The sequence below is a fragment of the Hymenobacter nivis genome (assembly GCF_003149515.1).
GTDB lineage: Bacteria > Bacteroidota > Bacteroidia > Cytophagales > Hymenobacteraceae > Hymenobacter > Hymenobacter nivis.
In genome coordinates, this window is the sequence record NZ_CP029145.1 from 3,898,448 (window position 1) to 3,921,107 (window position 22,660).

Below are 22,660 nucleotides of genomic sequence, written 5' to 3' on the forward strand. Positions count from 1 at the left end.
CACGAGAAAGGGCCGTTTCCATTGTGGAAGCGGCCCTTTTTACTAACAATCGACAACTAAAAACCGACAACCAAAAACTAGTATGAGGAGCCCTTGTCGGCCTGCACCAGCTCCTCTTCGTGGTCGACGTACTGCTCGATAGGCGTGCAGCTGCAAATCAGGTTGCGGTCGCCGTAGGCCGAGTCGATGCGGCTCACGCTGGGCCAGAACTTGTTGGCGCGCACCGATTCGAGCGGGTATACGGCCTGCTCGCGCGAGTAGGGGCGCGTCCAGTCGTGCACGAGCACGGTGGCGGCGGTGTGCGGGGCGTGCTTCAGCACGTTGTCCTTGGCGTCGGCGCGGCCGGCTTCCACCTCGGCAATCTCCTTGCGAATGGCAATCATGGCGTCGCAGAAGCGGTCCAGCTCGGCCTTGCTCTCGCTTTCGGTGGGCTCCACCATCAGCGTGCCGGCTACGGGGAAGCTCACTGTGGGCGCGTGGAAACCGTAGTCCATCAGGCGCTTGGCGATGTCCTCTACCTCTATGCCAGCCTTTTTGAAGTGGCGGCAGTCCAGAATCATCTCGTGGGCGCAACGGCCGTGGCGGCCGGTGTATAGCACCGGGTAGTGGGCCTCCAGGCGGGCCTTGATGTAGTTGGCGTTCAGGATGGCTAGCTCCGTAGCGCGCTGCAAGCCGTCGCCACCCATCATCGAAATGTAGGCGTAGCTGATGGGCAAGATGCTGGCCGAGCCCCAGGGCGCGGCCGACACGGCGCCGCTGCTGCGGCCTTCCACCGGCACCACGGCGTGGCCGGGCAGGTAGGGGGCGAGGTCGGCCACCACGCCGATGGGGCCCACGCCGGGGCCGCCGCCGCCGTGCGGGATGCAGAAGGTTTTGTGCAGGTTCAGGTGGCACACGTCGGCGCCGATGATGGCGGGCGAGGTGAGGCCCACCTGGGCGTTCATGTTGGCGCCGTCCATGTACACGCGGCCGCCGTACTGGTGAATCATCGCGCAGATTTCGATGATGGTTTCCTCGTACACGCCGTGCGTGCTGGGGTAGGTCACCATGAGGGCGGCGAGGCGGTCGGCGTGTTTGGTGGCCTGGGCCTTCAGGTCGTCCAGGTCGATGTTGCCATCTTCGCTGCTTTTCACAACCACTACTTCCATGCCGGCCATTACGGCTGAGGCGGGGTTGGTGCCGTGGGCCGAGGACGGGATGAGGGCCACCTTGCGGTGGTGGTCGCCGCGGGCTTCGTGGTAGCCGCGGATGGCCAGCAGGCCAGCGTACTCGCCCTGGGCCCCCGAATTGGGCTGGAGGCTGACGGCGGCAAAGCCGGTTACTTCGCACAGCCAGGTTTGCAAATCGCTGAAAATCTGTTGGTAGCCCTTGGCTTGCTCCACGGGGGCGAAGGGGTGCAGGCCCCCGATTTCGGCCCAGGTCACCGGAATCATTTCGGCGGTGGCGTTGAGCTTCATCGTGCACGAGCCCAGGGCAATCATGCTGTGGGCCAGGCTTAAGTCCTTGTTTTCGAGCTGCTTCATGTAGCGCAACAGCTCGTGCTCGGCGTGGTGCGTGTGGAAGACCGGGTGGGTGAGGTAGTCGCTGGTGCGGGCCAGGCCGGCGGGGGCCAGCAGCTCCACTTCTTCGAGCGCGGTGGGCGCGTCCGTCTCCTTGCCCAGCACCTTGCCAAACACGTCGAGGATGTCGGCCACGTCGTGCAGCTCAGTATTTTGGTTGAGCGAGATGCCCACCCGCACCTCGCCGAAGTAGCGGAAGTTGAGGTGCCGGGCCTCGGCTTCCTGGCGCACGGCTTGCTGCATTTCGGCGCTTTCCAGGCGCAGGTTCAGCGTATCGAAGTAAAACTCGTTGGTTTGCTCAACGCCCAGCCCGTGCAGGCCGGTGGCCAGGGTTTGGGCCAGCGCGTGGGTGTTGATGGCGAACTGCTGGAGGCGCTGGGGCCCGTGGTACACGGCGTACATGCCGGCCAGCACGCTCAGCAGCACCTGCGCGGTGCAGATGTTGGAGGTGGCTTTTTCGCGGCGGATGTGCTGCTCGCGGGTTTGCAGGGCCATGCGGTAGGCCTTGTTGCCGGCCGCGTCGATGCTCTGCCCGATCAGGCGGCCGGGGATGACGCGCTTGAACTGGTCTTTGCACGAGAAGAAGCCCGCGTGGGGCCCCCCGTAGCCCATCGGGATGCCGAAGCGCTGCGAGTTGCCCACGCACACATCGGCGCCCAGCTCGCCGGGCGACGTGAGCAGCGTGAGGGCCAGCAAATCGGCCGCCATTACCACAAACACGTTTTCTTTCTGAGCGCTGGCGATGAAGTCTTTGTAATCAAAAATCTCGCCGTCGGCGGCCGGGTATTGCACCATTGCGCCGAAGAAGTCGGGGCCCCCGAGGTCGGCCTCGCGGTGGTCGCCGATGACCAGCTCGATGCCCACCGGCGTGGCGCGGGTGTGGAGCAAGTCGATGGTTTGGGGCAGTACCTGCTCCGAGACGAAGTATTTGTAGGCGCCTTTTTTCTTCGTTTGGCTGTGCAGCATGTGCATGGCCTCGGCGGCGGCGGTGCCTTCGTCGAGCAGGCTGGCGTTGGCAATTTCGAGGCCCGTGAGGTCAATTACCATCGTCTGGTAATTGATGAGGGCCTCGAGGCGGCCCTGGGCAATTTCGGCCTGGTAGGGCGTGTAGGCGGTGTACCAGCCGGGGTTTTCGAGGATGTTGCGCTGGATGACCGGCGGTAGCGTGGTGTCGTGGTAGCCCAGGCCGATGTAGCTCTTGAACACTTGGTTCTGGCTGGCAATCTGCTTGAACTTCGCCAAAAAAGCCCGCTCGCTGAGGGCAGCAGGCAAGTCCAGGGCGCGGGGTAGGCGGATGGCGGGCGGCACGGTTTCGTCGATGAGCTGGGCTACGCTGGCCACCCCGATGGTGCGGAGCATGGCCGCCTGGTCGGCAGCGCTGGGGGCGTTGTGGCGGGCTTCAAAAACGTCGGCGGGCTGGGGTTTCAGCGACATCGGTAGGGGCGTGAAGTGGAGAGGTAGCGGGGCGTAAAAACCTGCAACAAAGGTAGGGACGAAACGTCCCGGCGCGGTCCCTAATCGGTAGCTTTGTCCAACTGCTTCACTCGTTTTTCTGCCGCTTTATGCTCAAAATAGGCCTGCTCTGCGAAGGCAAAACGCCGCCCGACCGCCGCGTGCCCCTCACGCCCAAAAAATGCGCCGAGGCCCAGGCTACGTTTCCCGGCCTGCACATAGTGGTGCAAAGCAGCCCGCTGCGCAGCTACGCCGACCAGGAATACCGCGACCTGGGCCTGGAAGTGTGCGACGATGTGGCCGGCTGCGACGTGCTGCTGGGCGTGAAGGAGGTGCCCGTGGCCCAGCTGCTGCCGCACCAAACGTACCTGTTCTTTTCGCACACCATTAAGGAGCAGCCGGCCAACCAGGCGCTGCTGCGCGCCGTGCTCGATAAAAACATCCGTCTAATTGACTACGAGCTCATTACCAACGACCGTGGCGAGCGGGTGGTGGCTTTTGGGCGCTACGCCGGCATCGTGGGGGCCTACAACGGGCTCCTGACCTACGGCCGCAAGCACGGTCTGTTCGCCCTCAAGGCCGCCCACGCGTGCGTTGACATGGACGACATGCAGGAGGAGTTTTTCAAGGTGAAGAAGCTGCCGCCCATTAAGATAGCCGTGACCGGCACCGGCCGCGTGGCCCAGGGGGCCCTGGAAGTGCTCGACCGCGTGGGCATCCGGCGGGTGAGCGTGTACGACTACCTCTACCACGACTTCCGCGAGCCGGTGTACGCCCAGCTGGGCTCGGCCGACTACAACAGCCGCCGCGACGGCCGCGTATGGGACACGCTCGACTTCCACCGCCACCCGGAGGCCTACGAATCCACGTTCGGCCTGTTCACTCCCGTCACGGACCTGCTGATTGCCTGCGCGTTCTGGCACCCGGCGGCCCCGCACCTGTTCGCGCTGGCCGACGTTGGGGGTCCCAACTTCCGCATCAACACCATCGCCGACGTGACCTGCGACGTGAACGGCTCCATCCCCGTCACCCAGCGCAGCACCACCATCCCCGACCCCGCCTACGACTACGACCTCGCTACCGGGGCCCTGGCGTCGCCCTACTCGGGGCCCCGCACCATCACGGTAATGGCAGTGGACAACCTGCCCTGCGAGCTGCCCCGCAACGCCAGCCGCGACTTCGGCCGCCAGCTGCTCGACCACGTGTTCCCCCAGTTTTTCAACGACGACGCGGGCGGCGTGCTGGCCCGCGCCACCATTGCCCAAGGCGGGGAATTGACGGAGCGGTTCGGGTACCTGGCGGGGTACGCGGGAGGAGGTCAGAAGGAGTAGCGAACGCCAGCTGTGGCACCACCGCCTACGTTGCCCAACCCGTCCGTACGAGAGCTGAAAATGAAGCCGCTGTCAAACAAATAAATTACACCCTGAGCATCTGCTGTGAGTTGCCAATGTGGACTAAGACGATACCTCATCCCTACCCCAATGGCGAGTTGGGCGCTGCCGTTGCCAATAAATGAGGTGCTGCTGCCACCATTCTGAAAGTAAGCCCGAACATCCTGAGTAGTGCTAATACCCGCGAGGCCAGCAGTAACTGACGTCCCCCAGGGGCCACCCCAATGAGCGGGAAACAAATTTCGTCTTACCAAAAACGTAACAGCATAGGCGCTGCTCCGGTACTCAACGCTACTGCCCCCCGCCGTATCACGTTGCATAGCTGGGAAGCACCCAGTAAAACTTGCTTCAATGGAGTAATTGGCATTGATTCGGTAACCAATAGTGCCAGCTATTGGATAAATGGATTTGGGTAGAGAATGGGTGCCGCTGGTTCCGAATCCCAGCCCCGGGTAGTGCATATAGCAGGCTTGCAACCCCACGTAAAAGCGGGGCTCGGCGGGCGCCACGCCTTGGCCCCGGGCCACGGTGGCCCACCCAAAACCAAGTAATAGTAGTAGTTTCATTGGCGGTGAACGGGGAAAAGGCTGGAGAAAACGATTAGCCCGAAAGTAGGGTCCCTGGTGCCGTGACCAATTACCAAAAAAACACTGTGTAGGACTCTTAGTAAGGTTATTATGATCGTATAATAAATTGACCATTAACATTATAGACAAAATTTATTAGATATAATGAAGGATTGCTATTAAACTAAAACGGGCTCTTGTTGCGCTTGCGGCAAGGGCCCGTTGCACTTGAGATTCCTGATGATGCCCCGCCCCTAACCCACCGGCCGGGTGGCCACGGCAATTTTGGAATCGGCCGTGCCGTAGTACAGAAACCAGGTGGACTTGAACTGCGCCAGCCCTTCCAGAAACACCACTTGGTTGACCTGGCCGGTGCGTTCGTAGGGCCGGTCGGGGCGCATGAAATAGGTATCGGTACGCTGGAGCAGCTTGGTGGGGTCGTTCTTGTCGAACAGGGCCTGGGCGGCGGTGTAGGTGCCCTCGGGCAAGGACTTGTCGCCGATGGCGGGTACGTTGCGGCTGTTATAAATCAGGCGGATGCCTTGGTCGGTGAGCATGGCCGGGGGCCCCGGTTCCACCAAGTCGCTGTCGAACTTGCCGGCGCGGGTGGGCAGCATCACTTTTAAGTAGGGCAGGGTGAGGGCCTGGGCGCGCAGCGGTACGGGCGGCTGCTCGCCGGGGCCCATTTCCAGCGGCGTCCAGTGGATGAGGTCGTCGGAGGTGGCCAGCCAGATTTGGGCGTCGCCCCAGTACATCCAGTACTTGCCCTTTATTTTGGTGGCCACGATGCGCCCGTCGGGCTCGTAGCGCGACACGATGGCGCCCGATTTGCTCCACTTATTCAGGTACTTGCCGCCGCCGGCCCGGGCAAAGGCGTTGCCGTACTTCGTCCAGTGCCGCAGGTCGGGCGAGGAGGCCACGTGCAGGCGGGCCAGCTTGCCGTCGTAGGCCGTGTAGGTCATGTAGTAGGTGCCGCCGGGGGCCTCCACCACCCGCGGGTCTTCGGTGCCGCCGGTTTCGTAATTCTGCTGGGCGTCGTTGGCGGGGTAGAGCACGGGCGCCGGTTCGCGCATGAAGTGGATGCCGTCGGTGCTGCTGGCCAGGCCGATGCGTGAGGTCTTACCGAAAGGAGTAACCTTGTTTTCAGCCCGGTACAGCATGTAAATCTTGCCGCCGCGCACCACCACGGCGGGGTTGAACACGTCCTTTTCCTCCCACCGCACGTTCCTTTTCAGCACGGGGTCGGTGAACTGGCCCACCGCGCTGGGGCCCATGATGGGGTTGGCGCGGTCCACTTTAGTGAAGTTCAGCAGGGCCCAGCGGTTGGCCTGGGCCGGCTAGGTGGTGGCCACCGGGGCCGTGGCCACGGTGGCGGTGGGCGTGCCGTTGCAGCCGGCCAGTAGCAGCAGCAGCAGCGCGGGGCTCCAGGCGCGGCGGGCGTAATCATCGAAATGGCTCATTCGTTCGCGGGGTTGAAAGTGGCTGCGGTACGCCGCTGCAAGTAGTGCATTCCAAAGCAACCCGCTGGGGCCCTACTCCTCGCCCCGCACCCGCTTGTACACCGCAAACTCGTAGAATGGGCGCAGCAGCCGCACTACATCCAGGGCGTCGGCCAGGGCCTCGTGGGCCACGGTGGTATCGTCGAACTGGGCGCGGGCCTTGGCAATGGCCATGCTGGGCAAGCGGCTGTCCTTGCGCCAGTTGAGGTACAGCAGGGCGGGGTCGATGGTGGCGGGCTCCGACTTAATGATGGTGCCCCAGCCGGGCAGCTGCTGCAAAAAGAGCAGGTCGAACACGGCCACGTTTTTCCCCGCTAGGATGAAGCGCACCCGGTCCTTGGGGTCGGGCCGGAAGCCCTGGCCCACCAGGAATTCGCGCAGCTGCGGCAGCACCTCGGCGGGCGTGCAGCGCTCGGCCGGGGGGCCCAGGGCGGCGTCGGCCAGCTCGGCCAGCAGGCGCGCGTTTAGCACCAGGGCCCCCGGCGTGCCCACAATTTCGGGGTGTACCAGCAGGCGGCGGAAGGTGGGCAGCTCGGCCAGCGGGCGCGGGCGCTTGGTGTCTTCCACCACGGCGGCCAGCTCCAGCACCTGGTGCCGCAGCGGGTCAGTGCCGCTGGTTTCGAGGTCGAGAGAAACGTAGCGCATGGATGGCGGGCTAAAAGCGGGCGAAAAAAAGCGCCCTTTCCGAAACGGAAGGGGCGCTTTTAACGGGAAAGGAAGGACTCAAATTAACTTTAGAACGTCTTTTGGAACCAGCCCTTGATGTCGTCGATGGCGTGGCCGGTCTTCTCTTGCAGCTGGCCGAACCACTCATCTTGCTTGCCTTCCTGGTAAGTCAGGTCGTCATCGGTGAGGTTGCCCCATTTCTGCTTGGCCTGGCCCTTAATCTGGTTCCAGTCGCCGCGGGCCTGGTACTCAGTGCTTTTCACATCGGCCTGGGTGTCGGCGCTGCTGGTTTTTTCGTTAAACCAGTTCTTGATTTCGTCAATCGTGCTACCGGTTTTTGCTTGCAGCTTGCCAAACCACTCGTCCTGCTTGCCATCGGCATAGGTCAGGTCATCGTCGGTCAGGCCGGCCCATTTTTGCTTGGCTTCGCCTTTCAGCTGGTTCCAGTTTCCCCGGCCTTGCAGCTCGGTGGCATCGTTGAGGTTGTTGTTATTGGCGTCCATGAGGGAAGAATGGTTAGGCGGGAAAAGAACTCGGGGGCTTTTACGCCAAGGGCGCGGCTGGGGTTGGCCCACTGCGGGGCCCCGGTGCCGGACGAGCGGCCCGCTGCTTCGCGGGGTGGCCGCGCAATGCTGATGGTGAAGATGACCAAATGTGCCATTCGGGCGGCTGTGAGCCGTTAGTAAAGTTAATTTAAAGTGCTGGCCAACAGTGCGGCAATCAGTACCACCCACACGCCCACGCCCGTGCCGTAGCCCGCCCAGGTGCGCTGGCGCTTACTGCGGTTGGCCTGGTCCTGGTAGCCGCGCAGGTAGTCGGGGTCGGCGAGCAGGGCCGGGGCGGGGGCCCGGAAGTTGCGTTCCTTCACCGCCGCGCCGCTGATGACGGCGGGCGCGATGATGCCGAACACCGGCCCCCCGTAGAGGGTGGCTCCCAGCGTGCCCCAGTACGGGCCGTGGTCGGTGTAGTGGGCCCAGGCATCGCGGCGGCCCAGCCCCAGCCGCTGCCCGGCGTCGAGGCCCGGCAGCACGTCGGCGGGGCCCCCGGCGGCCACCTCGGGATGCAGCACCTCCTTGGTGCCGTTGGCGTAGCGCACCAGAAATACCTCGGCCACGGGTAGTGCCAGCGTGTCGGGCGGGGCCGGAGCGGCGGGCAGGTAGCGCAGCTGGGTGGGCGTGAGGACCACCACGCGGCCCTGGATTTCCTGCCCGTCGAGGCGTAGGATGGTGTCGGGGCCGGGGCTGGCCTGGGCCCAAGCCCGCGCGGGCAGCAGGGCCCCCAGCACAGCCAAAAGCAGTAAGTAGCGCATGGCGAATAAATGGTTTAACCAGTTGATTTATAAGAAATTAATTACTTATAAAAAGGCTCAGCGGCGCCGCACGGTGAAGCCCGTGAGCAGGCTGATGCGGACCCCACCGTTGCCGGGCACCACGGCCAGGTTGATGGGGAAGTTGATGCCGGCCTTGGTGCGGATGGACGCGCCCACGGCCAGCACGATGTTGGCCCCGATGGGCGTCAGGTTGGGGCCCAGGCCGAACTCGAACCCCTTGGGGCCCCGGATGCCCAGGATGCCGCTCACGCTCGGGATGAACTTGCCCTGCTCCAGGCCGCCCACCAGGGGCACGAACTCGACCAGGCCGGCCACGCCGTTGGGCAGGCGGAACAGGCGCGTTTCAAACTGCCACCCAAACTGCGTGAGGAAGGGGTTCAGGTCGTGGTAGCCTTCTTCCTGGCGGCCCCGCGCCAGGGGCCCGTTGGTGAGGAGGGTGATGCCCAGGCGCGGCCCGCCGAGGTGCACCTCGTCTTCGGCCAGCACCACGTCGCCGGTCACCACGGGGCCCGGCAGCGGGCCCGTGGCGGCGGCGGCGGCGGCGGCGGCCCGCGGCGCGGCCAGGTACGGGGCCCCCGGGGCGGGCGCGGCCCCAAACACCTCCTTGGCCCCGTTGGCGTAGCGAATCATGAACACCTCGGCCTTGTACACGCTGATGAGTGGGCCGTCGGGGTTGTCGGTGCGGCGAAACTTGATTTCCAGGGGCGTGATTTCCAGGATTTTCACCTGCACCTCGTCGCCGTTGCGCTTGGTGAGCAGGTCTTGGGCGCGGGCCTGGCCAGCGGCCAGCAGCAGGGCCAGGGACAGGAAAAGTAGACGGAGCGGCATCGTGAAAAGGGTTTGGTGAGGCGATGGCTCAAAGGTGCGGGGCCCCGGGCCCGTACCGTTCACCAAAAAATCAGGCCGTCAGACTTTTGCACCAGGTAATCATAGATAAAAGTCCTGTTGACTATCAGTGAGTTGAATAAATAATATCCGACATTTGGGTAAAGTGCTATATTACCGGGCCCCGGCGAAATCGGGCCTGGTTTTGCGCTTCCTTTGCAGCTCATGGATGACCTCCGCACTGCCCTACTCACCCTCAGCCCCGACGACCGCACCGAGTTTGTGCGGTTTCTCCAGCGCCAGCGCCAGCGGGTGGCCGGCCGGCAAGACGTACGCCTCTACGAGCTGCTGACGGGCCCCGCCCTGGCGCCCGCCGCGCTGGTGGCACGCCTCTACCCGGCCGCGCCCAACGCCGTGGCCTACTACGCCGTGCGCAAGCGCCTGCTGCTGCACCTCACCGATTTCCTGGTGCTGCGCCAGCGCCAGCACGACGCCACGGCCGCCGCCGCCGTGCGCGGCCACCTCACCCTGGCCCAGTATCTGTTCGGGGCCGGCGTGCCGCGCCTGGCTTGGGGCACGCTGCGCAAGGCCGAAAAGCAAGCCCGCGACCACGAGCAGTACGAGGCCCTGAACGCGGTGTATAACCTGCAAATCCAGCACGCCGGCACGCCCCACGCCGAGCCCCTGCCCGACGTGCTGCGCCGCCGCCACGCCAACAAAAAAGCCGCCGACGAGGAGGAGCGCGCCAACATTGCCGATAGCCTGCTGCGCCACCGCCTGCGTGAGGCCCGCACCCAAGGCCGCCCGGCCGCCGCCTTCGACGCCATCGTGCAGGAAATCCTGGCCGAGTACGACCTGCTGGAAGCCTTCGCCCGCTCGCCCTCGCTGCTGTGCCGCCTGCTGAGCATTGCGCGCAGCGGCATGCTGGTACGCCGCGACTTTGCCTCGTTCGCGCCCTTCGCCGAGCGTTGCTACGGGCTGATGGTGCGCCGCCACGGCTTCGCGCCGGCCCAACGCGGCTACCAGCTGCGGCTGCTCTACATGCTGGCCCACGCGCTGTACCGCACCCGGCACTTTGCCGAGTCGGTGCGCTACCTGGAGCAGGGGCGGGCCGTGCTGGCGGCCGGCGGCCGGCCGCTGGCCGAATCGGGGCCCCGGTTTATGTTTTTGCTGGCCGCCAACTACGCCTTTCTGCAGCGCAACGCCGAAAGTATTGCCCTGCTCGAAGGGGCCCTGCGCACCGTGCCCGCCCTGCCCGCGCTCGATGCCCTCACGGCCCGGCTCCAGCTCACGTTTCACTACTTTGCCGAAGGCAACTTCCAGAAAGCCAATCACGTGCTGCTGCGCCTGGGCCGCACCGACCACTGGCTGGAGCAGCACATGGGCCTGGAGTGGCTGCTGAACCGCAACCTCGGCGAGCTGCTCATTCAGTTCGAATTGGGCGCGGCCGACGTGGCCCTGCTCCGCCTGCGGGCCATCGACCGTGGCCTGCGCGAGCGGTTTCCGGCCGGGCCGGGCGGGGCCCCGGCGGCCGGGGGCTCCTACCGCTACGTGCTGGGCTACCTGGCCCTGGTGCACGAAATTCTGGAAGACCCCACCGTGGCCCAGCGCCCCGCCTTCGCCCAAAAAGTGGCCCGGATGCCCGAATTCTGGCCCCTGGAGCGTGAAGACCTGCAGATCCAGAGCTTCTACGCCTGGCTGCGTGCCCGCATGCTGGGCCGCCCTTACTACGAGGTGCTGCTGGAAATAGCCACCAGCTGAGGGCCCCAATGGCCGTGGTGCAAGTGAATGGAAGTTTGACCAGTTGTTGGTAATAAACTGGTGCAGTAGCAGTAGCACGGTCATGCAGAGCACAGCGAAGCATCTTTCCCGCAGTAGTAATTATTGATTAGTGGAGCAGTAAAGATGCTTCGCTGCGCTCTGCATGACCGGAATTATAAGCACATAAAAAAGCCTGGGCCCCACTGGGGCCCAGGCTTTTGGCGCAGTGGCGCGGGCCGGTTGCTTAGTTATTCATGCCTTGCTTGAGGTTGGCTTTGGTTTCGCGGGCCGACTTGGCGGCGGCATCACCCATGGCGTCCATGCGGTGGCCGGCTTTGTCCATGGCCTCCTTGGTGTTGGCTCTGGCTTCGGCAGCCTTGGCGTCGATTTTGGTGCCAGCGGCGTCCATCTTGGCGCCCATTTTGCTGCCGGCGGCGTCCATTTTGGCACCGGCCTCGTCCATCTTGGCGCTCATTTTGTCGCCGGCGGCGTCCATTTTGGCACCGGCCTCGTTCATTTTGGCGCCCATTTTGTCGCCGGCGGCGTCCATTTTAGCGCTGGCGGCCTGGGCCCCTTCTTTCATGCTGGCCGAAGCGTTGTCGACGGCGGCACCGGCGGCGGCACCGGCCTGGGTGGCCGTCATGGCCGAGCTGTCGGTGGTCACGGTCGCCGTGGTAGTACCGTCGGCGGCGGTAGTGGTGGCGGTGGTTTCGGACTGGTGGCAGGCGGTGGCGGCCAGGGCCACGGCGGCAGCGGCGAAGAGGGTTTTGAAGGAAATTTGCATGGGAATGAAAATGAAGTGAGAATGTGCCCGTTAATCAACCGTACTGCCAAAAGGTAACCCAACGGTGGGGCCCCGGGCGGTGGCTTTTCAACTTTTTGGGTGGCCGGCAAGTATAGCCCGTCATATACTCTTCCCAAACTACCCATCCCATGGATTCTACCACCGCCACCCCGTCCAACGCCGCCCAGCCCGCTGTGCCCTTGTCCGTGAGCGACCAGCAGGCCACCGCCTTGCTCGACGATACCCTGGCCCTGCTTGGCCACGGCCTGCCCGCCAAAGCCGACGGCCCCGGCAGCACCGAAATTGAACGCTGGGCCGCTGTACTGGCCGCTTCCGACCGCCCCGGCCTGGCCAAAATTACCCAGGAGCTGGGCCAGCTCGGCGAGTTGCTGAGCGGCCCCAACGCCGCATCGCACGAGGTAGCCGAGCTGCTGGCCAGCCTCAGCGCCGAAACCATCAAGGTGGCCGAAACGGCCCCGGGCAGCTATGCCGGCCCGCTCGGCAACCTAGGCACGCTGCTGCGCAAAGCCGCCAATTCGCTGTCGCGGTAGGCTCCAGTTGTTCGCTGTTGGTTGCTAATATCGTTTTGAGCGACCTGACAACTGACAACGAGCGACGGACAACTAAAAGCAGAAGCGCGAACTTTGCCGCCCGCCGCGGCTAGGTCCGCGCTTCCGTTTTTATGCCCGATTACACTCCCGCCGACCTCACGCCCTACGACCCGTTCGAGGGCATGCGCTTCGGCCCCACCACCTGCTTCCTCAGTGGCCAGCCCGTGGGGCCCGCCGATACCGTGCCCGTGTTTGCCGACTGGCTGCAAGCCCACTACGACCTGGCCGACCGGCCCATCCAGCTCCTCGACCAAAGCACCGCGGCCTTCCGCGACCTGCGCCTACCCGCCAGCTCTGCCGTGCGCCCACGCCTCGCGGAGCTGGAGAAAACCGTGGCCGCCGCCGCTGCCGCGGGCCCCGAGGCCCTGCGCGCCCTCGGCGATGACACGTTGTTTTTGTGGTTGGGCAAGATGTTCTACGGCATCTTCATCACCGAGCTGCTCACCGAGTTTGCGCCCCTCATCCGGCCCCGCTACCCGCTGGCCGAAAACGCGGCACTGCTGCGCAAGTTCCAGATATTTTTCCAGCTGCTCCAGGGCCTGCGCGTGCCCACCGAATACGCCGATTTTGTGCCCGGCTCGGTATTCGTGCTGGAAGTGGACCCCGCTGAAGACACCGTGCCGTTTGAGTACGATGATGACCTCAACACCTTGGTGTTCAGTATTAAAATGGGCCGGTCGGTGCTCGTGGCCTGCCTGGCCGACATCGGCCTGATTGGCCAGGCCATGCGCCAGGTGTACGCCGATGCCCAGCGGCCCCTGCACCCGGTGCAGGTGGCCGAGTTTAAGGCGCGGGTGTACTACGCGGCGCACCTGCTGCACATGGTGCCCGACCTGTACCCGCGCCACCCGCGCCCCGGCGACACCCACCTAGTATTCGACGCGCTGATTGACGACGTGGGCGTGGCCATCTTCAACCCATGGGAAAACGCCGCCTACGCCCAGGCCCTGGCCGAGCTGTGGTACCGCTGGGATATCACGCTCGCCGACGTCAACCGCGACCCTACCCAGCCCCTGAGCCTGCTGTACACCCCCGACGGTACGCCCCGCACCGTGGTGCACTGGGCGGGGCCAGTAAGAGATTAAGGGCCAGCGCAAACCATTTCCGGCACAATTTGGGGCCCCAAAGGCACATTCTTTAGCAGAATGGCATTTTATTGATAGCTTGCCAGTGCAAAGAGGGCGGTAATTGGTAGCTAAATCCATACCTATATATTTGGTAGATAAGTCAATTTGTAAACCCGATTATAAGTTTGAGCTTTGTTTTCAAGCCTTTTACTTTTGCGCTGCCTTACCCACCCAGCACTTTCGTCCATGGACTCTTACTCGTATATCGCCAACGCCGACGCGGTGGCCATCGAAACCCTGTACCAAGCGTACCAGCAAAACCCCGAATCGGTGGATTTTGGCTGGCGCAAGTTTTTCGAAGGGTTTGATTTCTCGCAGCAGTTCCCGGCCGAGGAGGCCCCGGCCACCAACGGCAGCGGCGCCGCTTCGGCTCCCGCGGGCCCGGTAGCGGCGCCGGCCGCGCCGGCCGCGCCGGCCGCGCCCCAGCCTAACGACTACGGCGTGCTGAACACAGTGGCTTCGACTAATAACGCCCCCGCGGGCCTCGTTGGCAATGAAACCGTGCCCAACGATAAGGAGACGGCCGTTCGCAACCTCATCCACGCCTACCGCAGCCGTGGCCACCTGCGCGCCAAAACCAACCCGGTGCGCGAGCGTAAAGACCGCCAGCCCCACCTTGATTTGTCGGATTTTGGCCTGAGCGAAGCCGACTTGGACACGCCGTTCCGCAACGGCGAAACGCTGGGCTTGGGGCCTAAGGCCACGCTGCGCGACATCGTTGCGGCGCTGGAAAAGATTTACACCGGTACAGTGGGCTTCGAGTACATGTACATTCGCGACCCGGAGGTGCTGGACTGGCTGCGCGAGAAAATTGAGCGCGAAGCCCTATCCTTCAACCCCGGCGCGGAGTACAAAAAGCGCATCCTGAAGAAGCTGAACGAGGCGGTGGTATTCGAGAACTTTCTGCACACCAAGTTTTTGGGGCAGAAGCGCTTCTCGCTCGAAGGCGGTGAAACCACCATTCCGGCCTTGGACGCCATCATCGGCAAGGGCGCCGATTTGGGGGTGCAGGAGGTGATAATCGGCATGGCCCACCGCGGCCGCCTGAACGTGCTGGCCAACATCATGGGCAAAACGTACGAGCAGATTTTCTCGGAGTTCGAGGGCACGGCCATCCCCGACCTGACCATGGGCGACGGCGACGTAAAGTACCACATGGGCTACTCGTCGGAGGTGGAAACGGCTAATGGTAAGAAAGTTAACCTGAAGCTGGCCCCCAACCCCTCGCACCTGGAGGCGGTGAACCCGGTGGTGGAAGGCTTCGTGCGCGCTAAAATTGAGCACCAGTACGGCGGCGACTACCACAAAATCCTGCCCATCCTCATTCACGGCGACGCGGCGCTGGCCGGCCAGGGCATCGGCTACGAGCTGACCCAGATGTCGCAGCTGGAAGGCTACAAAACCGGCGGCACGGTGCACTTCGTCATCAACAACCAAGTGGGCTTCACCACTGATTTTGAGGATGCCCGCTCATCGATTTACTGCACCGACCTGGCCAAGATGATTGACGCGCCGGTGATTCACGTCAACGGCGACGACCCCGAGGCCGTGGTGTTTGCCGCCCAGCTGGCCGCCGAGTACCGCCAGCAGTTCCACGCCGATTTCTTCATCGACATGGTGTGCTACCGCCGCCACGGCCACAACGAGTCCGACGAGCCCAAATTCACCCAACCCACGCTCTACAACATCATCTCGAAGCACCAGAACCCGCGCGAGGTGTACAACGCCACGCTAGTAGAGCGCGGCGACGTGGACGCTGAGCTGGCCAGCCAGATGGACAAGGAGTTCCGCGACACGCTGCAAGCCCGCCTCGACCTGGTGAAGCAGAAGCCGCTGCCTTATAAATACCAGGCCCTGGAAAACGAGTGGCGCAGCCTGCGCCGCAGCACCAACGAGGACTTCGCCCAATCGCCCGAAACCGGCGTATCGGAGGAAGTGGTGGCGAAAGTGGCCAAAGCCCTAACCACGATTCCCGACGGCTTCAAGCCCATCAAGCAGATCGACAACTTGTTGCGCGAGCGCCGCAAGATGTTCTACGAAACCCGCGTGCTGAACTGGGCCGCCGGCGAGTTGCTGGCCTATGGCTCGCTGCTGACCGAAAACCACGTCGTGCGCGTGAGCGGCCAGGACGTGCAGCGCGGCACGTTCTCGCACCGCCACGCGGTGCTGCACGACGCCGAAACCTCGGCGCCCTACAACTCGCTGAACCACCTGGAAGGCGAGCACGAACAACTGTGCATTTACAACTCGTTGCTGAGCGAGTACGCAGTACTGGGCTTTGAGTTTGGCTACGGCATGGCCAACCCCACGGCCCTGGTGGTCTGGGAGGCGCAGTTCGGCGACTTCGCCAACGGGGCCCAAACCATGATCGACCAGTTCGTGGTGAGCTCCGAGAGCAAGTGGCAGCGCATGAACGGCCTGGTGATGCTGCTGCCCCACGGCTACGAGGGCCAGGGCCCCGAACACTCCAACGCCCGCCCCGAGCGCTTCCTTCAGCTGGCCGCCGAGAACAACATCGTCGTGGCCAACGTGACCACACCGGCCAACTTCTTCCATCTACTGCGCCGCCAACTGGCGTGGAGCTTCCGCAAGCCGCTGGTGGTGATGTCGCCCAAGTCGATGCTGCGCAACCCACTGTGCGTGTCGCCGCTTGACGAATTCACCAGCGGCCGCTTCCGCGAAGTGCTGGCCGACGACTACGCCGAAGCCAAGAAGGTGAAGCGCGTGCTGCTGTGCTCGGGCAAGGTGTACTACGACCTGCTCGACGAGCAGCGCACCAGCAACCGCACCGACGTGGCCCTGGTGCGCGTGGAGCAGTTGCACCCCTTCCCGCAGCAGCAACTGCAAGTCGAGCTGTCCAAGTATCCCAAAGCCAAGGTGTTCTGGGTGCAGGAGGAGCCCGAGAACATGGGCTACTGGAACTACCTGCTCCGCTTCATGCGCCGCGAGCTGGAAGACGTGGTGGCCCGCAAGCCCTCGGCCTCGCCGGCCACCGGCTACAACAAAATCCACGTAAAGGAGCAGAAAGACCTCGTGGCCCGCGCCTTCGACAAGCCCAAGGAAGCCGTGGCCGACGGCCAAATCAAGGAAACGGTGGCGGTGGCCAAAAAGCAAGAATAGCCGTGATCAGTGAAGAGCAAATCCAGGCCATTGTGCGCCGCATCGTAGAGGGCTACGCGCCGGACAGAATCATCCTGTTCGGCTCGTATGCCTACGGCGAGCCTACGGAGGACAGCGACCTGGATTTGCTCGTGATTAAGGCGGGCATCGGGCCTACGCGCGCCGAACGGGCCGTGGCCGTGCGCCGCCTACTGCGCGGGGCTGGGGCCCCAATGGACATTCTGGTGCGCACCCCGGCCGAAGTAACCGCCGCCGCCGCCGCCGTCCGCTCTACCATCGAGGCGCAGGCCGTTACCGAAGGACGCATCTTGTATGCAGCCGCTTAGCCCCGCCGAAAAAGCGTACCTGCAGGAATGGCTGGAGGTGGCCGACCCGGACCTGCGGGCCGCCGAGCGGATGCTAGCCGATGACCCGTCCATATACGGCTATCATATTCCTTTTGCCTGCCAGCAGGCAGTAGAGAAATACTGCAAAGGCGCGTTGCTGGCCCACGGCAACAAGTTTCCGCGCGCACACGACCTGCCTGAGCTTTTGAACCGGCTCCAGCCAGTACTTACGTTTTCGGCGGCGGAGTTGGACCAAGCCGACGAACTGGCCGACTATGCGGTAGAAACGCGCTACCCGCCGCAAACCCGCGTTACGCTTGCCGAAATGCAAGAAGCGCTGCGCATTGCGCGGTACTTTCAGGCCCGGTTGCGGCCCTTGGTTCAGGCCGCGCTTTTGTGACAACGCGCCGGTAGTGTTTTTCGATAAACAAAATTCAACCTTATAACCCATGCCCACCGAAATCAAAATTCCCGCCGTCGGCGAATCCATCACGGAAGTAACCATTGCCAAGTGGCTGAAAAAAGACGGCGACGCCGTGAAGCGCGACGAGGTAATTGCCGAGCTCGAATCCGACAAAGCCACGTTTGAGCTGCCCGCCGAAACCGCCGGTGTGCTGAAAATTCGGGTGGCTGAGGGCGAAACCATCGGCATCGGTACTATTATCGCCGAGCTCGACGGTGGCAGCGAAGCCGCCGGGGCCCCCGCCGCCGCTGCTCCGGCCGCTGCTGCTCCAGCTCCTGCCGCCGCCGCCGCCGCCGACCCGCTGGCGAAAGGCGAAGAAAACCCGCAGGCCAGCGACCAGGCCGGCTACGGTGGGACCCCGGCCGACCGCCCCGGTGGAAGCCCGGCCGCCGCTCCTGCGGCGGCTCCGGCACCCGCCGCTGGCGGTGGCAGCACCGTAGAAATGAAGATTCCTGCCGTTGGCGAATCCATTGCGGAGGTGACCATTGCCAAGTGGCTGAAGCCCGACGGCGCGGCCGTGAAGCGCGACGAAGTGATTGCCGAGCTGGAGTCAGACAAAGCCACGTTTGAGCTGCCCGCCGAGGCCGAAGGTATCCTGCGCCACGCTGCTCAGGAGGGCGAAACCATCGGCATCGGGGCCCTCATTGCCCGCATCGAAGGCGGCGGTGGGGCCCCGGCGGCCGCGCCGGCTGCGGCGGTCCCCGCCGCCCTGGCAGCGGCCGTGCCCCTGGCCCAAACGCCCGCCGCGCCCGGTGCCGCGACGTACGCTACGGGTGTGCCCTCGCCGGCCGCTGGCAAAATATTAGATGAGAAAGGCGTAGCTACTACCGATGTGGCCGGCTCGGGCCGCGACGGCCGCATTACCAAGGAAGATGCCCAGAACGCGCAGGCCAAGCCCGCCGCTCCTGCTCCGCAAGCTGCTCCGGCAGTGCCCGCGGCGGCCGCGCCCGCGGCGGCGGTGCCCGCTGCCCCGGCCGGCAGCCGCGGCCAGCGCCGTGAGCGCATGAGCAATCTGCGCAAAACGGTGGCCCGCCGCCTCGTGGCCGTGAAGAACGAAACGGCCATGCTCACCACCTTCAACGAGGTGAATATGCAGCCCATCATGGACCTGCGCACCAAGTTTAAGGACAAGTTCAAGGAGAAAAACGGCGTGGGCCTGGGCTTCATGTCGTTCTTCACCAAGGCCGTGTGCGTGGCCCTGAAAGAATGGCCCGCCGTGAACGCCCAAATCGACGGCACCGACTTGGTGTACAACGATTTCTGCGACATCAGCATCGCCGTGTCGGCCCCCAAGGGCCTGGTAGTACCCGTGATTCGCAATGCCGAGCAGCTCTCGTTCGAAGGTATTGAGAAGGAAGTGGTGCGCCTGGCCGTGCTGGCCCGCGACAACAAGCTGACCATCGAGCAGATGACGGGCGGCACGTTCACCATCACCAACGGCGGCGTCTTCGGCTCGATGCTGAGCACGCCCATTATCAACGCCCCGCAATCGGCCATTTTGGGGATGCATAACATCATCCAGCGCCCCGTGGCCGAGAACGGCCAGGTGGTGATTCGCCCTATGATGTACCTGGCTCTCAGCTACGACCACCGCATCATCGACGGCCGCGAATCCGTCAGCTTCCTGGTGCGGGTGAAGGAGCTGCTTGAAGATCCCACCCGCCTGCTACTGGGCGTGTAGGGCCCCCAGCGGGCAGCAATAGAAAAACCAGCCTTCGGGCTGTGGTTTTCGTTAAGGCTACGGGCCGGGCACGTGCGCCCGGCCCGTAGCCTTACCTTTTTTATGAAAGCTAAAAAATTGAAAGCCGCCAAGTTCAAGAAAGACCCCAACTGGCCCAAGCCGGCCCCCTCGGCCCGCTTCTGGCCTGTGCTGGGCCTGGCCGTCCTGTCGGGCATGCGTACCAATAGCGGCCCCGCCTTCCTCAGCCACTACCTGAGCGGGCAGGCCCGCCCCAAGAGCCTGGCCAAGTCGCCGTTGCGCTTCCTGCAAAATCCCGCCGTGGCCAGCACCCTCAAGGTCCTGCTGGGTATGGAATTCGTAGGCGACAAGTTGCCCAACATTGGCAACCGCACCGAGCCCCAGCAAGTGGGGGCCCGGGCTGTTTCGGGGGCCCTGGTGGGCGCCACGCTCTATAAAGCCCGCGGCGGCAGCGCCCTGAGCGGGGCCCTGGTGGGCAGCCTGGGGGCGGTGGCCTCGACGTTCCTCACATTCTGGCTGCGCAAAACCATCAGCGAGCGCACCCACACCAATACGTCGCTCGTGGGCCTGGGCGAAGACGCGCTGGTGGTGGCCGGCGGCTCGGCCTGGGTGGCGGCGCAGGCCGAGCGGTAGGGCTCCGGCAAGTAGTAGCCGTGGCCGCAACGCCCGGCGCACGAGTCTGTACGCCGGGCGTTTTTCGTTTATGCCGGTTGTATGGTCTAAATTGGCAGACGAACAACGATATATGCCGGTTTAAATATTATTTTTCTCGCTTATGCAGAGGCGTATCGCTAACTTTGGTAGGTCGTACCCATTAGCGTTGCCCCATGAGCCACTCCGCTTCACCCAACTGTCTGGATTGCCCCAACCGCAGGGGGCCCCTGCCGGGCTGCTGCCAGCTGGACGAATTGGGCAGGGTTGCTGGCAACAAAATATCGCAGGTGTACCAGAAGGGCCAGGCGATTTTTAGCGCGGGCAGCGCCACGCTGGGAATGCACTGCGTGCGCCAGGGCCGCATCAAGGTGGCCCGGGTGGGCGGCGATGGCAAAGAGCAGATCGTACGCTTGGTAAAGGGCGGCGACGTGCTGGGCTACCACTCGCTGCTGACCGAAAAGTGCTACTCGACCTCGGCCGTGGCCCTGGACGACTGCGTGGTGTGCTTTGTGCCCCGCGCCGATTTCCTGCGGCTGGTGCAATCCAACGTCCAGTTTTCAATGTCGCTGATGCAGCTGATGGCCCAGGGGCTGGGCGAAGCCGAGGAACGTATGCTGCACCTGGCCTATAAGCCTGTGCGCGAGCGGCTGGCCGGAGCCTTGCTGCTGTTGCAGCGCACGTACCACGACGGCGCGGCCGCGCCGTTCACCATTTCGCTCTCGCGCGACGACCTGGCGGCCCTGGTGGGCACGGCCAAGGAAACGGCTACCCGCTTGCTCTCCGAATTCAAGGCGGAAGGTATCATCGACACGCGCGGCAGCCGCATTACCCTGCTGGCCCCCAACCGCCTGGAGCAAATCTCCAGCCTATACGACTAGCCGGCCCCCAACGCGGCCCCTGGGCGCTGCCTCTCGCCTAATTGCCATACGAAAGGCGATGGTTGCCGGGCGAGATGATCGGAGGCGCCCTGCTCGACTTGACCAGCCAGCTGCACCCAACTAAACCCAGCACCGGCGGTAATAAGCTCATCTGCTTGGTGGTGAGCACGCGGGGCGTCAACTTGGCCATTGCCCGCGGAGTCCTCCGCGCCAATACCAAATACCTTAATTAATGGGATGAGAAAGTCTGAAAAGCCCAGCCGTGTTGCGGCTGGTTTTTTTGGGTTTTACGGGGCCCCGGGCGTCGGTGGGAGCCCTCGGGGCGGCTGGTTTTGCCGTACCTTTGAGCATTCAACCGACCTTTTCGCTTTTATGAATCAGTACGACGTTACGGTAATCGGTAGCGGCCCCGGCGGCTACGTGGCGGCCATTCGCTGCGCCCAGTTGGGCTTCAAAACCGCTCTGATCGAGAAATACCCCACCCTGGGCGGCACCTGCCTCAACGTGGGCTGCATTCCGAGCAAAGCCCTGCTCGACAGCACTGAGCATTACCACAATGCGCACACCACGTTCAAGGAGCACGGCATCGAGCTGAAAGACTTGGCGGTGAATATGAACCAGATGATGGACCGCAAGGGCGGCGTGGTGAAAGCCAACGTGGACGGCATTGTCTACTTGATGAAAAAGAACAAAATCGACGTGCTGGCCGGTGTTGGCTCGTTCGTCGATAAAAACCATATCATCATCGCGCCCACCGGCGGCGGTGAGGCCCAAACCATTGAAACCAAGAACGTCATCATCGCCACCGGTTCGAAGCCCACGGTACTGCCGTTCATCCAGCAAGACAAGCAGCGCATCATCACCAGCACCGAGGCCCTCACCATCCGCGAAGTGCCCAAGCACTTCGTCGTGATTGGCGGCGGCGTGATTGGCCTGGAAATGGCCTCGATTTACGCCCGCATCGGCGCCAAGGTGTCGGTGGTGGAGTACATGGACAGCCTTATCCCAAACATGGACTTATCCCTGGGTAAGGAGCTCAAGCGCGTCCTGGGCAAAATCGGCATTCAGTTCTACATGAGCCACAAAGTAACCGGCGCCACCCGCACCGGCGACGTGGTGACCGTGACGGCCACCACGCCTAAGGGCGAGGAGCTGAAGCTGGAAGGCGACTACTGCCTCGTGGCCGTGGGCCGCTCGCCCTACACGGCGGGCCTGAACCTGGAAGCCGCCGGCGTGCAGATGGAAGAGCGCGGCCGCATCAAGGTCGACGCGCATTTGCAAACCAACGTGCCCGGCATCTACGCCATCGGCGATGTGGTGCGCGGGGCCATGCTGGCCCACAAGGCCGAGGAAGAAGGCACGTTTGTGGCCGAAACCATCGCCGGCCAGAAGCCGCACATCAACTACCTGCTCATCCCCGGCGTGGTGTACACCTGGCCCGAAGTGGCCGGCGTGGGCTACACCGAGGAGCAGCTGAAGGAGCAGGGCAAGGCCTACAAAACGGGCTCGTTCCCCTTCAAAGCCAGCGGCCGCGCCCGCGCCAGCGGCGACACCGACGGCTTCGTGAAGGTGCTGGCCGACAAGACCACCGACGAAATCCTGGGCGTGCACATGATCGGGCCCCGCATCGCCGACCTCATCGCCGAGGCCGTGACGGCCATGGAGTTCCGCGCCTCCGCCGAGGACGTGGCCCGCATGAGCCACGCCCACCCCACCTACGCCGAGGCCATGAAGGAAGCCTGCATGGCCGCGACGGATAACCGCGCCATCCACATGTAATTGAATGGGATAGCATAAAAAAACTGCCGTCGCTACCTTGGTAGCGACGGCAGTTTTTTTATGCATAAAGTGACGAAAATTTATTTGGCTACTGCCGCGCTAGTGGCCTGTCTTGGCAGCTACGATTGGTGCTATTACCATGGTTTCCAGTGCGAACCGTGCTTGGACAA

The 22,660-nt window shown here is 63.6% G+C and carries 21 protein-coding genes; 12 read left to right on the forward strand and 9 right to left on the reverse strand.

The genetic code is table 11. The features are described from left to right. Positions 1-77: 77 nt before the first annotated feature. A complete protein-coding gene (gene gcvP / locus DDQ68_RS17320) occupies positions 78-2,993 on the reverse strand; it encodes an aminomethyl-transferring glycine dehydrogenase (protein ID WP_109657426.1) in 2,916 nt (971 codons plus the stop codon). A 128-nt stretch (positions 2,994-3,121) separates the two neighbouring features. On the opposite strand from gcvP, the gene DDQ68_RS17325 reads away from it, so the two are divergent. Continuing rightward, a complete protein-coding gene (locus DDQ68_RS17325; RefSeq protein WP_109657427.1) occupies positions 3,122-4,342 on the forward strand; it encodes an NAD(P)-dependent oxidoreductase in 1,221 nt (406 codons plus the stop codon). Here the strand turns inward: DDQ68_RS17325 and DDQ68_RS24845 are convergent. The 7 genes from DDQ68_RS24845 to DDQ68_RS23030 all read right to left on the reverse strand — a co-directional run bounded on the left by DDQ68_RS24845 (position 4,330) and on the right by DDQ68_RS23030 (position 9,291). Beyond that, the gene (locus DDQ68_RS24845) at positions 4,330-5,109 is read right to left on the reverse strand and encodes an outer membrane beta-barrel protein (protein ID WP_109657428.1); all 780 of its coding nucleotides are present in this window, start codon (positions 5,107-5,109) and stop codon (positions 4,330-4,332) included. The genes DDQ68_RS17325 and DDQ68_RS24845 overlap by 13 nt on opposite strands. A gap of 113 nt (positions 5,110-5,222) precedes the next feature. After that, positions 5,223-6,263, reverse strand: a complete 1,041-nt coding sequence (locus tag DDQ68_RS17335) for a glycoside hydrolase family 130 protein (protein WP_245897090.1) — start codon at positions 6,261-6,263, stop codon at positions 5,223-5,225. A 42-nt stretch (positions 6,264-6,305) separates the two neighbouring features. Further along, positions 6,306-6,428, reverse strand: coding sequence for a hypothetical protein (locus DDQ68_RS24305; RefSeq protein WP_281271042.1), 123 nt, complete (start codon positions 6,426-6,428; stop codon positions 6,306-6,308). Between the two features lie 72 nt (positions 6,429-6,500). After that, positions 6,501-7,112 (reverse strand): 3'-5' exonuclease family protein, encoded by a 612-nt coding sequence (locus DDQ68_RS17340; protein ID WP_109657429.1) that lies wholly within the window; start codon positions 7,110-7,112, stop codon positions 6,501-6,503. Between the two features lie 89 nt (positions 7,113-7,201). Then, on the reverse strand, positions 7,202-7,636 hold the full coding sequence (locus tag DDQ68_RS25025) for a CsbD family protein (RefSeq protein WP_438830708.1): 435 nt from the start codon (positions 7,634-7,636) through the stop codon (positions 7,202-7,204). 185 nt (positions 7,637-7,821) lie between these two features. Then, positions 7,822-8,442, reverse strand: coding sequence for a hypothetical protein (locus DDQ68_RS17355; protein ID WP_109657430.1), 621 nt, complete (start codon positions 8,440-8,442; stop codon positions 7,822-7,824). A gap of 57 nt (positions 8,443-8,499) precedes the next feature. Beyond that, the gene (locus DDQ68_RS23030) at positions 8,500-9,291 is read right to left on the reverse strand and encodes a hypothetical protein (RefSeq protein ID WP_162550207.1); all 792 of its coding nucleotides are present in this window, start codon (positions 9,289-9,291) and stop codon (positions 8,500-8,502) included. A 222-nt stretch (positions 9,292-9,513) separates the two neighbouring features. Between DDQ68_RS23030 and DDQ68_RS17365 the strand changes: the two genes are divergently transcribed. Next, a complete protein-coding gene (locus DDQ68_RS17365) occupies positions 9,514-11,049 on the forward strand; it encodes a hypothetical protein (protein WP_109657432.1) in 1,536 nt (511 codons plus the stop codon). 244 nt (positions 11,050-11,293) lie between these two features. On the opposite strand, the gene DDQ68_RS17370 is transcribed toward DDQ68_RS17365, so the two are convergent. After that, a complete protein-coding gene (locus tag DDQ68_RS17370) occupies positions 11,294-11,833 on the reverse strand; it encodes a hypothetical protein (RefSeq protein WP_109657433.1) in 540 nt (179 codons plus the stop codon). 149 nt (positions 11,834-11,982) lie between these two features. Here DDQ68_RS17370 and DDQ68_RS17375 point away from each other — a divergent pair, with 149 nt between their 5' ends. From DDQ68_RS17375 to lpdA, 10 genes are all read left to right on the forward strand, one after another. Beyond that, positions 11,983-12,384 carry a hypothetical protein gene (locus DDQ68_RS17375; RefSeq protein WP_109657434.1) on the forward strand — a complete coding sequence of 134 codons (402 nt, stop codon included), beginning with the start codon at positions 11,983-11,985 and terminating at the stop codon, positions 12,382-12,384. 131 nt (positions 12,385-12,515) lie between these two features. Continuing rightward, a complete protein-coding gene (locus tag DDQ68_RS17380) occupies positions 12,516-13,529 on the forward strand; it encodes a hypothetical protein (RefSeq protein WP_109657435.1) in 1,014 nt (337 codons plus the stop codon). A 228-nt stretch (positions 13,530-13,757) separates the two neighbouring features. Continuing rightward, positions 13,758-16,691, forward strand: a complete 2,934-nt coding sequence (locus tag DDQ68_RS17385) for a 2-oxoglutarate dehydrogenase E1 component (protein ID WP_109657436.1) — start codon at positions 13,758-13,760, stop codon at positions 16,689-16,691. Positions 16,692-16,723: 32 nt separating this feature from the next. Further along, positions 16,724-17,017: a nucleotidyltransferase domain-containing protein gene (locus DDQ68_RS17390; RefSeq protein WP_211320167.1), complete on the forward strand. Its 294-nt coding sequence runs from the start codon at positions 16,724-16,726 to the stop codon at positions 17,015-17,017. Beyond that, the gene (locus DDQ68_RS17395; RefSeq protein WP_109657438.1) at positions 17,004-17,417 is read left to right on the forward strand and encodes a HEPN domain-containing protein; all 414 of its coding nucleotides are present in this window, start codon (positions 17,004-17,006) and stop codon (positions 17,415-17,417) included. Before DDQ68_RS17390 ends, DDQ68_RS17395 begins: the two co-directional genes overlap by 14 nt. Positions 17,418-17,466: 49 nt before the next feature. Next, positions 17,467-19,161, forward strand: coding sequence for a 2-oxoglutarate dehydrogenase complex dihydrolipoyllysine-residue succinyltransferase (odhB, locus tag DDQ68_RS17400; RefSeq protein WP_109657439.1), 1,695 nt, complete (start codon positions 17,467-17,469; stop codon positions 19,159-19,161). Positions 19,162-19,263: 102 nt separating this feature from the next. Further along, on the forward strand, positions 19,264-19,812 hold the full coding sequence (locus DDQ68_RS17405) for a DUF4126 family protein (protein WP_109657440.1): 549 nt from the start codon (positions 19,264-19,266) through the stop codon (positions 19,810-19,812). Positions 19,813-20,006: 194 nt separating this feature from the next. Further along, positions 20,007-20,711 carry a Crp/Fnr family transcriptional regulator gene (locus tag DDQ68_RS17410; protein WP_109657441.1) on the forward strand — a complete coding sequence of 235 codons (705 nt, stop codon included), beginning with the start codon at positions 20,007-20,009 and terminating at the stop codon, positions 20,709-20,711. 74 nt (positions 20,712-20,785) lie between these two features. After that, a complete protein-coding gene (locus tag DDQ68_RS23035; RefSeq protein ID WP_162550208.1) occupies positions 20,786-20,944 on the forward strand; it encodes a hypothetical protein in 159 nt (52 codons plus the stop codon). Positions 20,945-21,083: 139 nt separating this feature from the next. Beyond that, a complete protein-coding gene (lpdA, locus tag DDQ68_RS17415) occupies positions 21,084-22,490 on the forward strand; it encodes a dihydrolipoyl dehydrogenase (RefSeq protein ID WP_109657442.1) in 1,407 nt (468 codons plus the stop codon). Positions 22,491-22,660 lie beyond the last annotated feature (170 nt).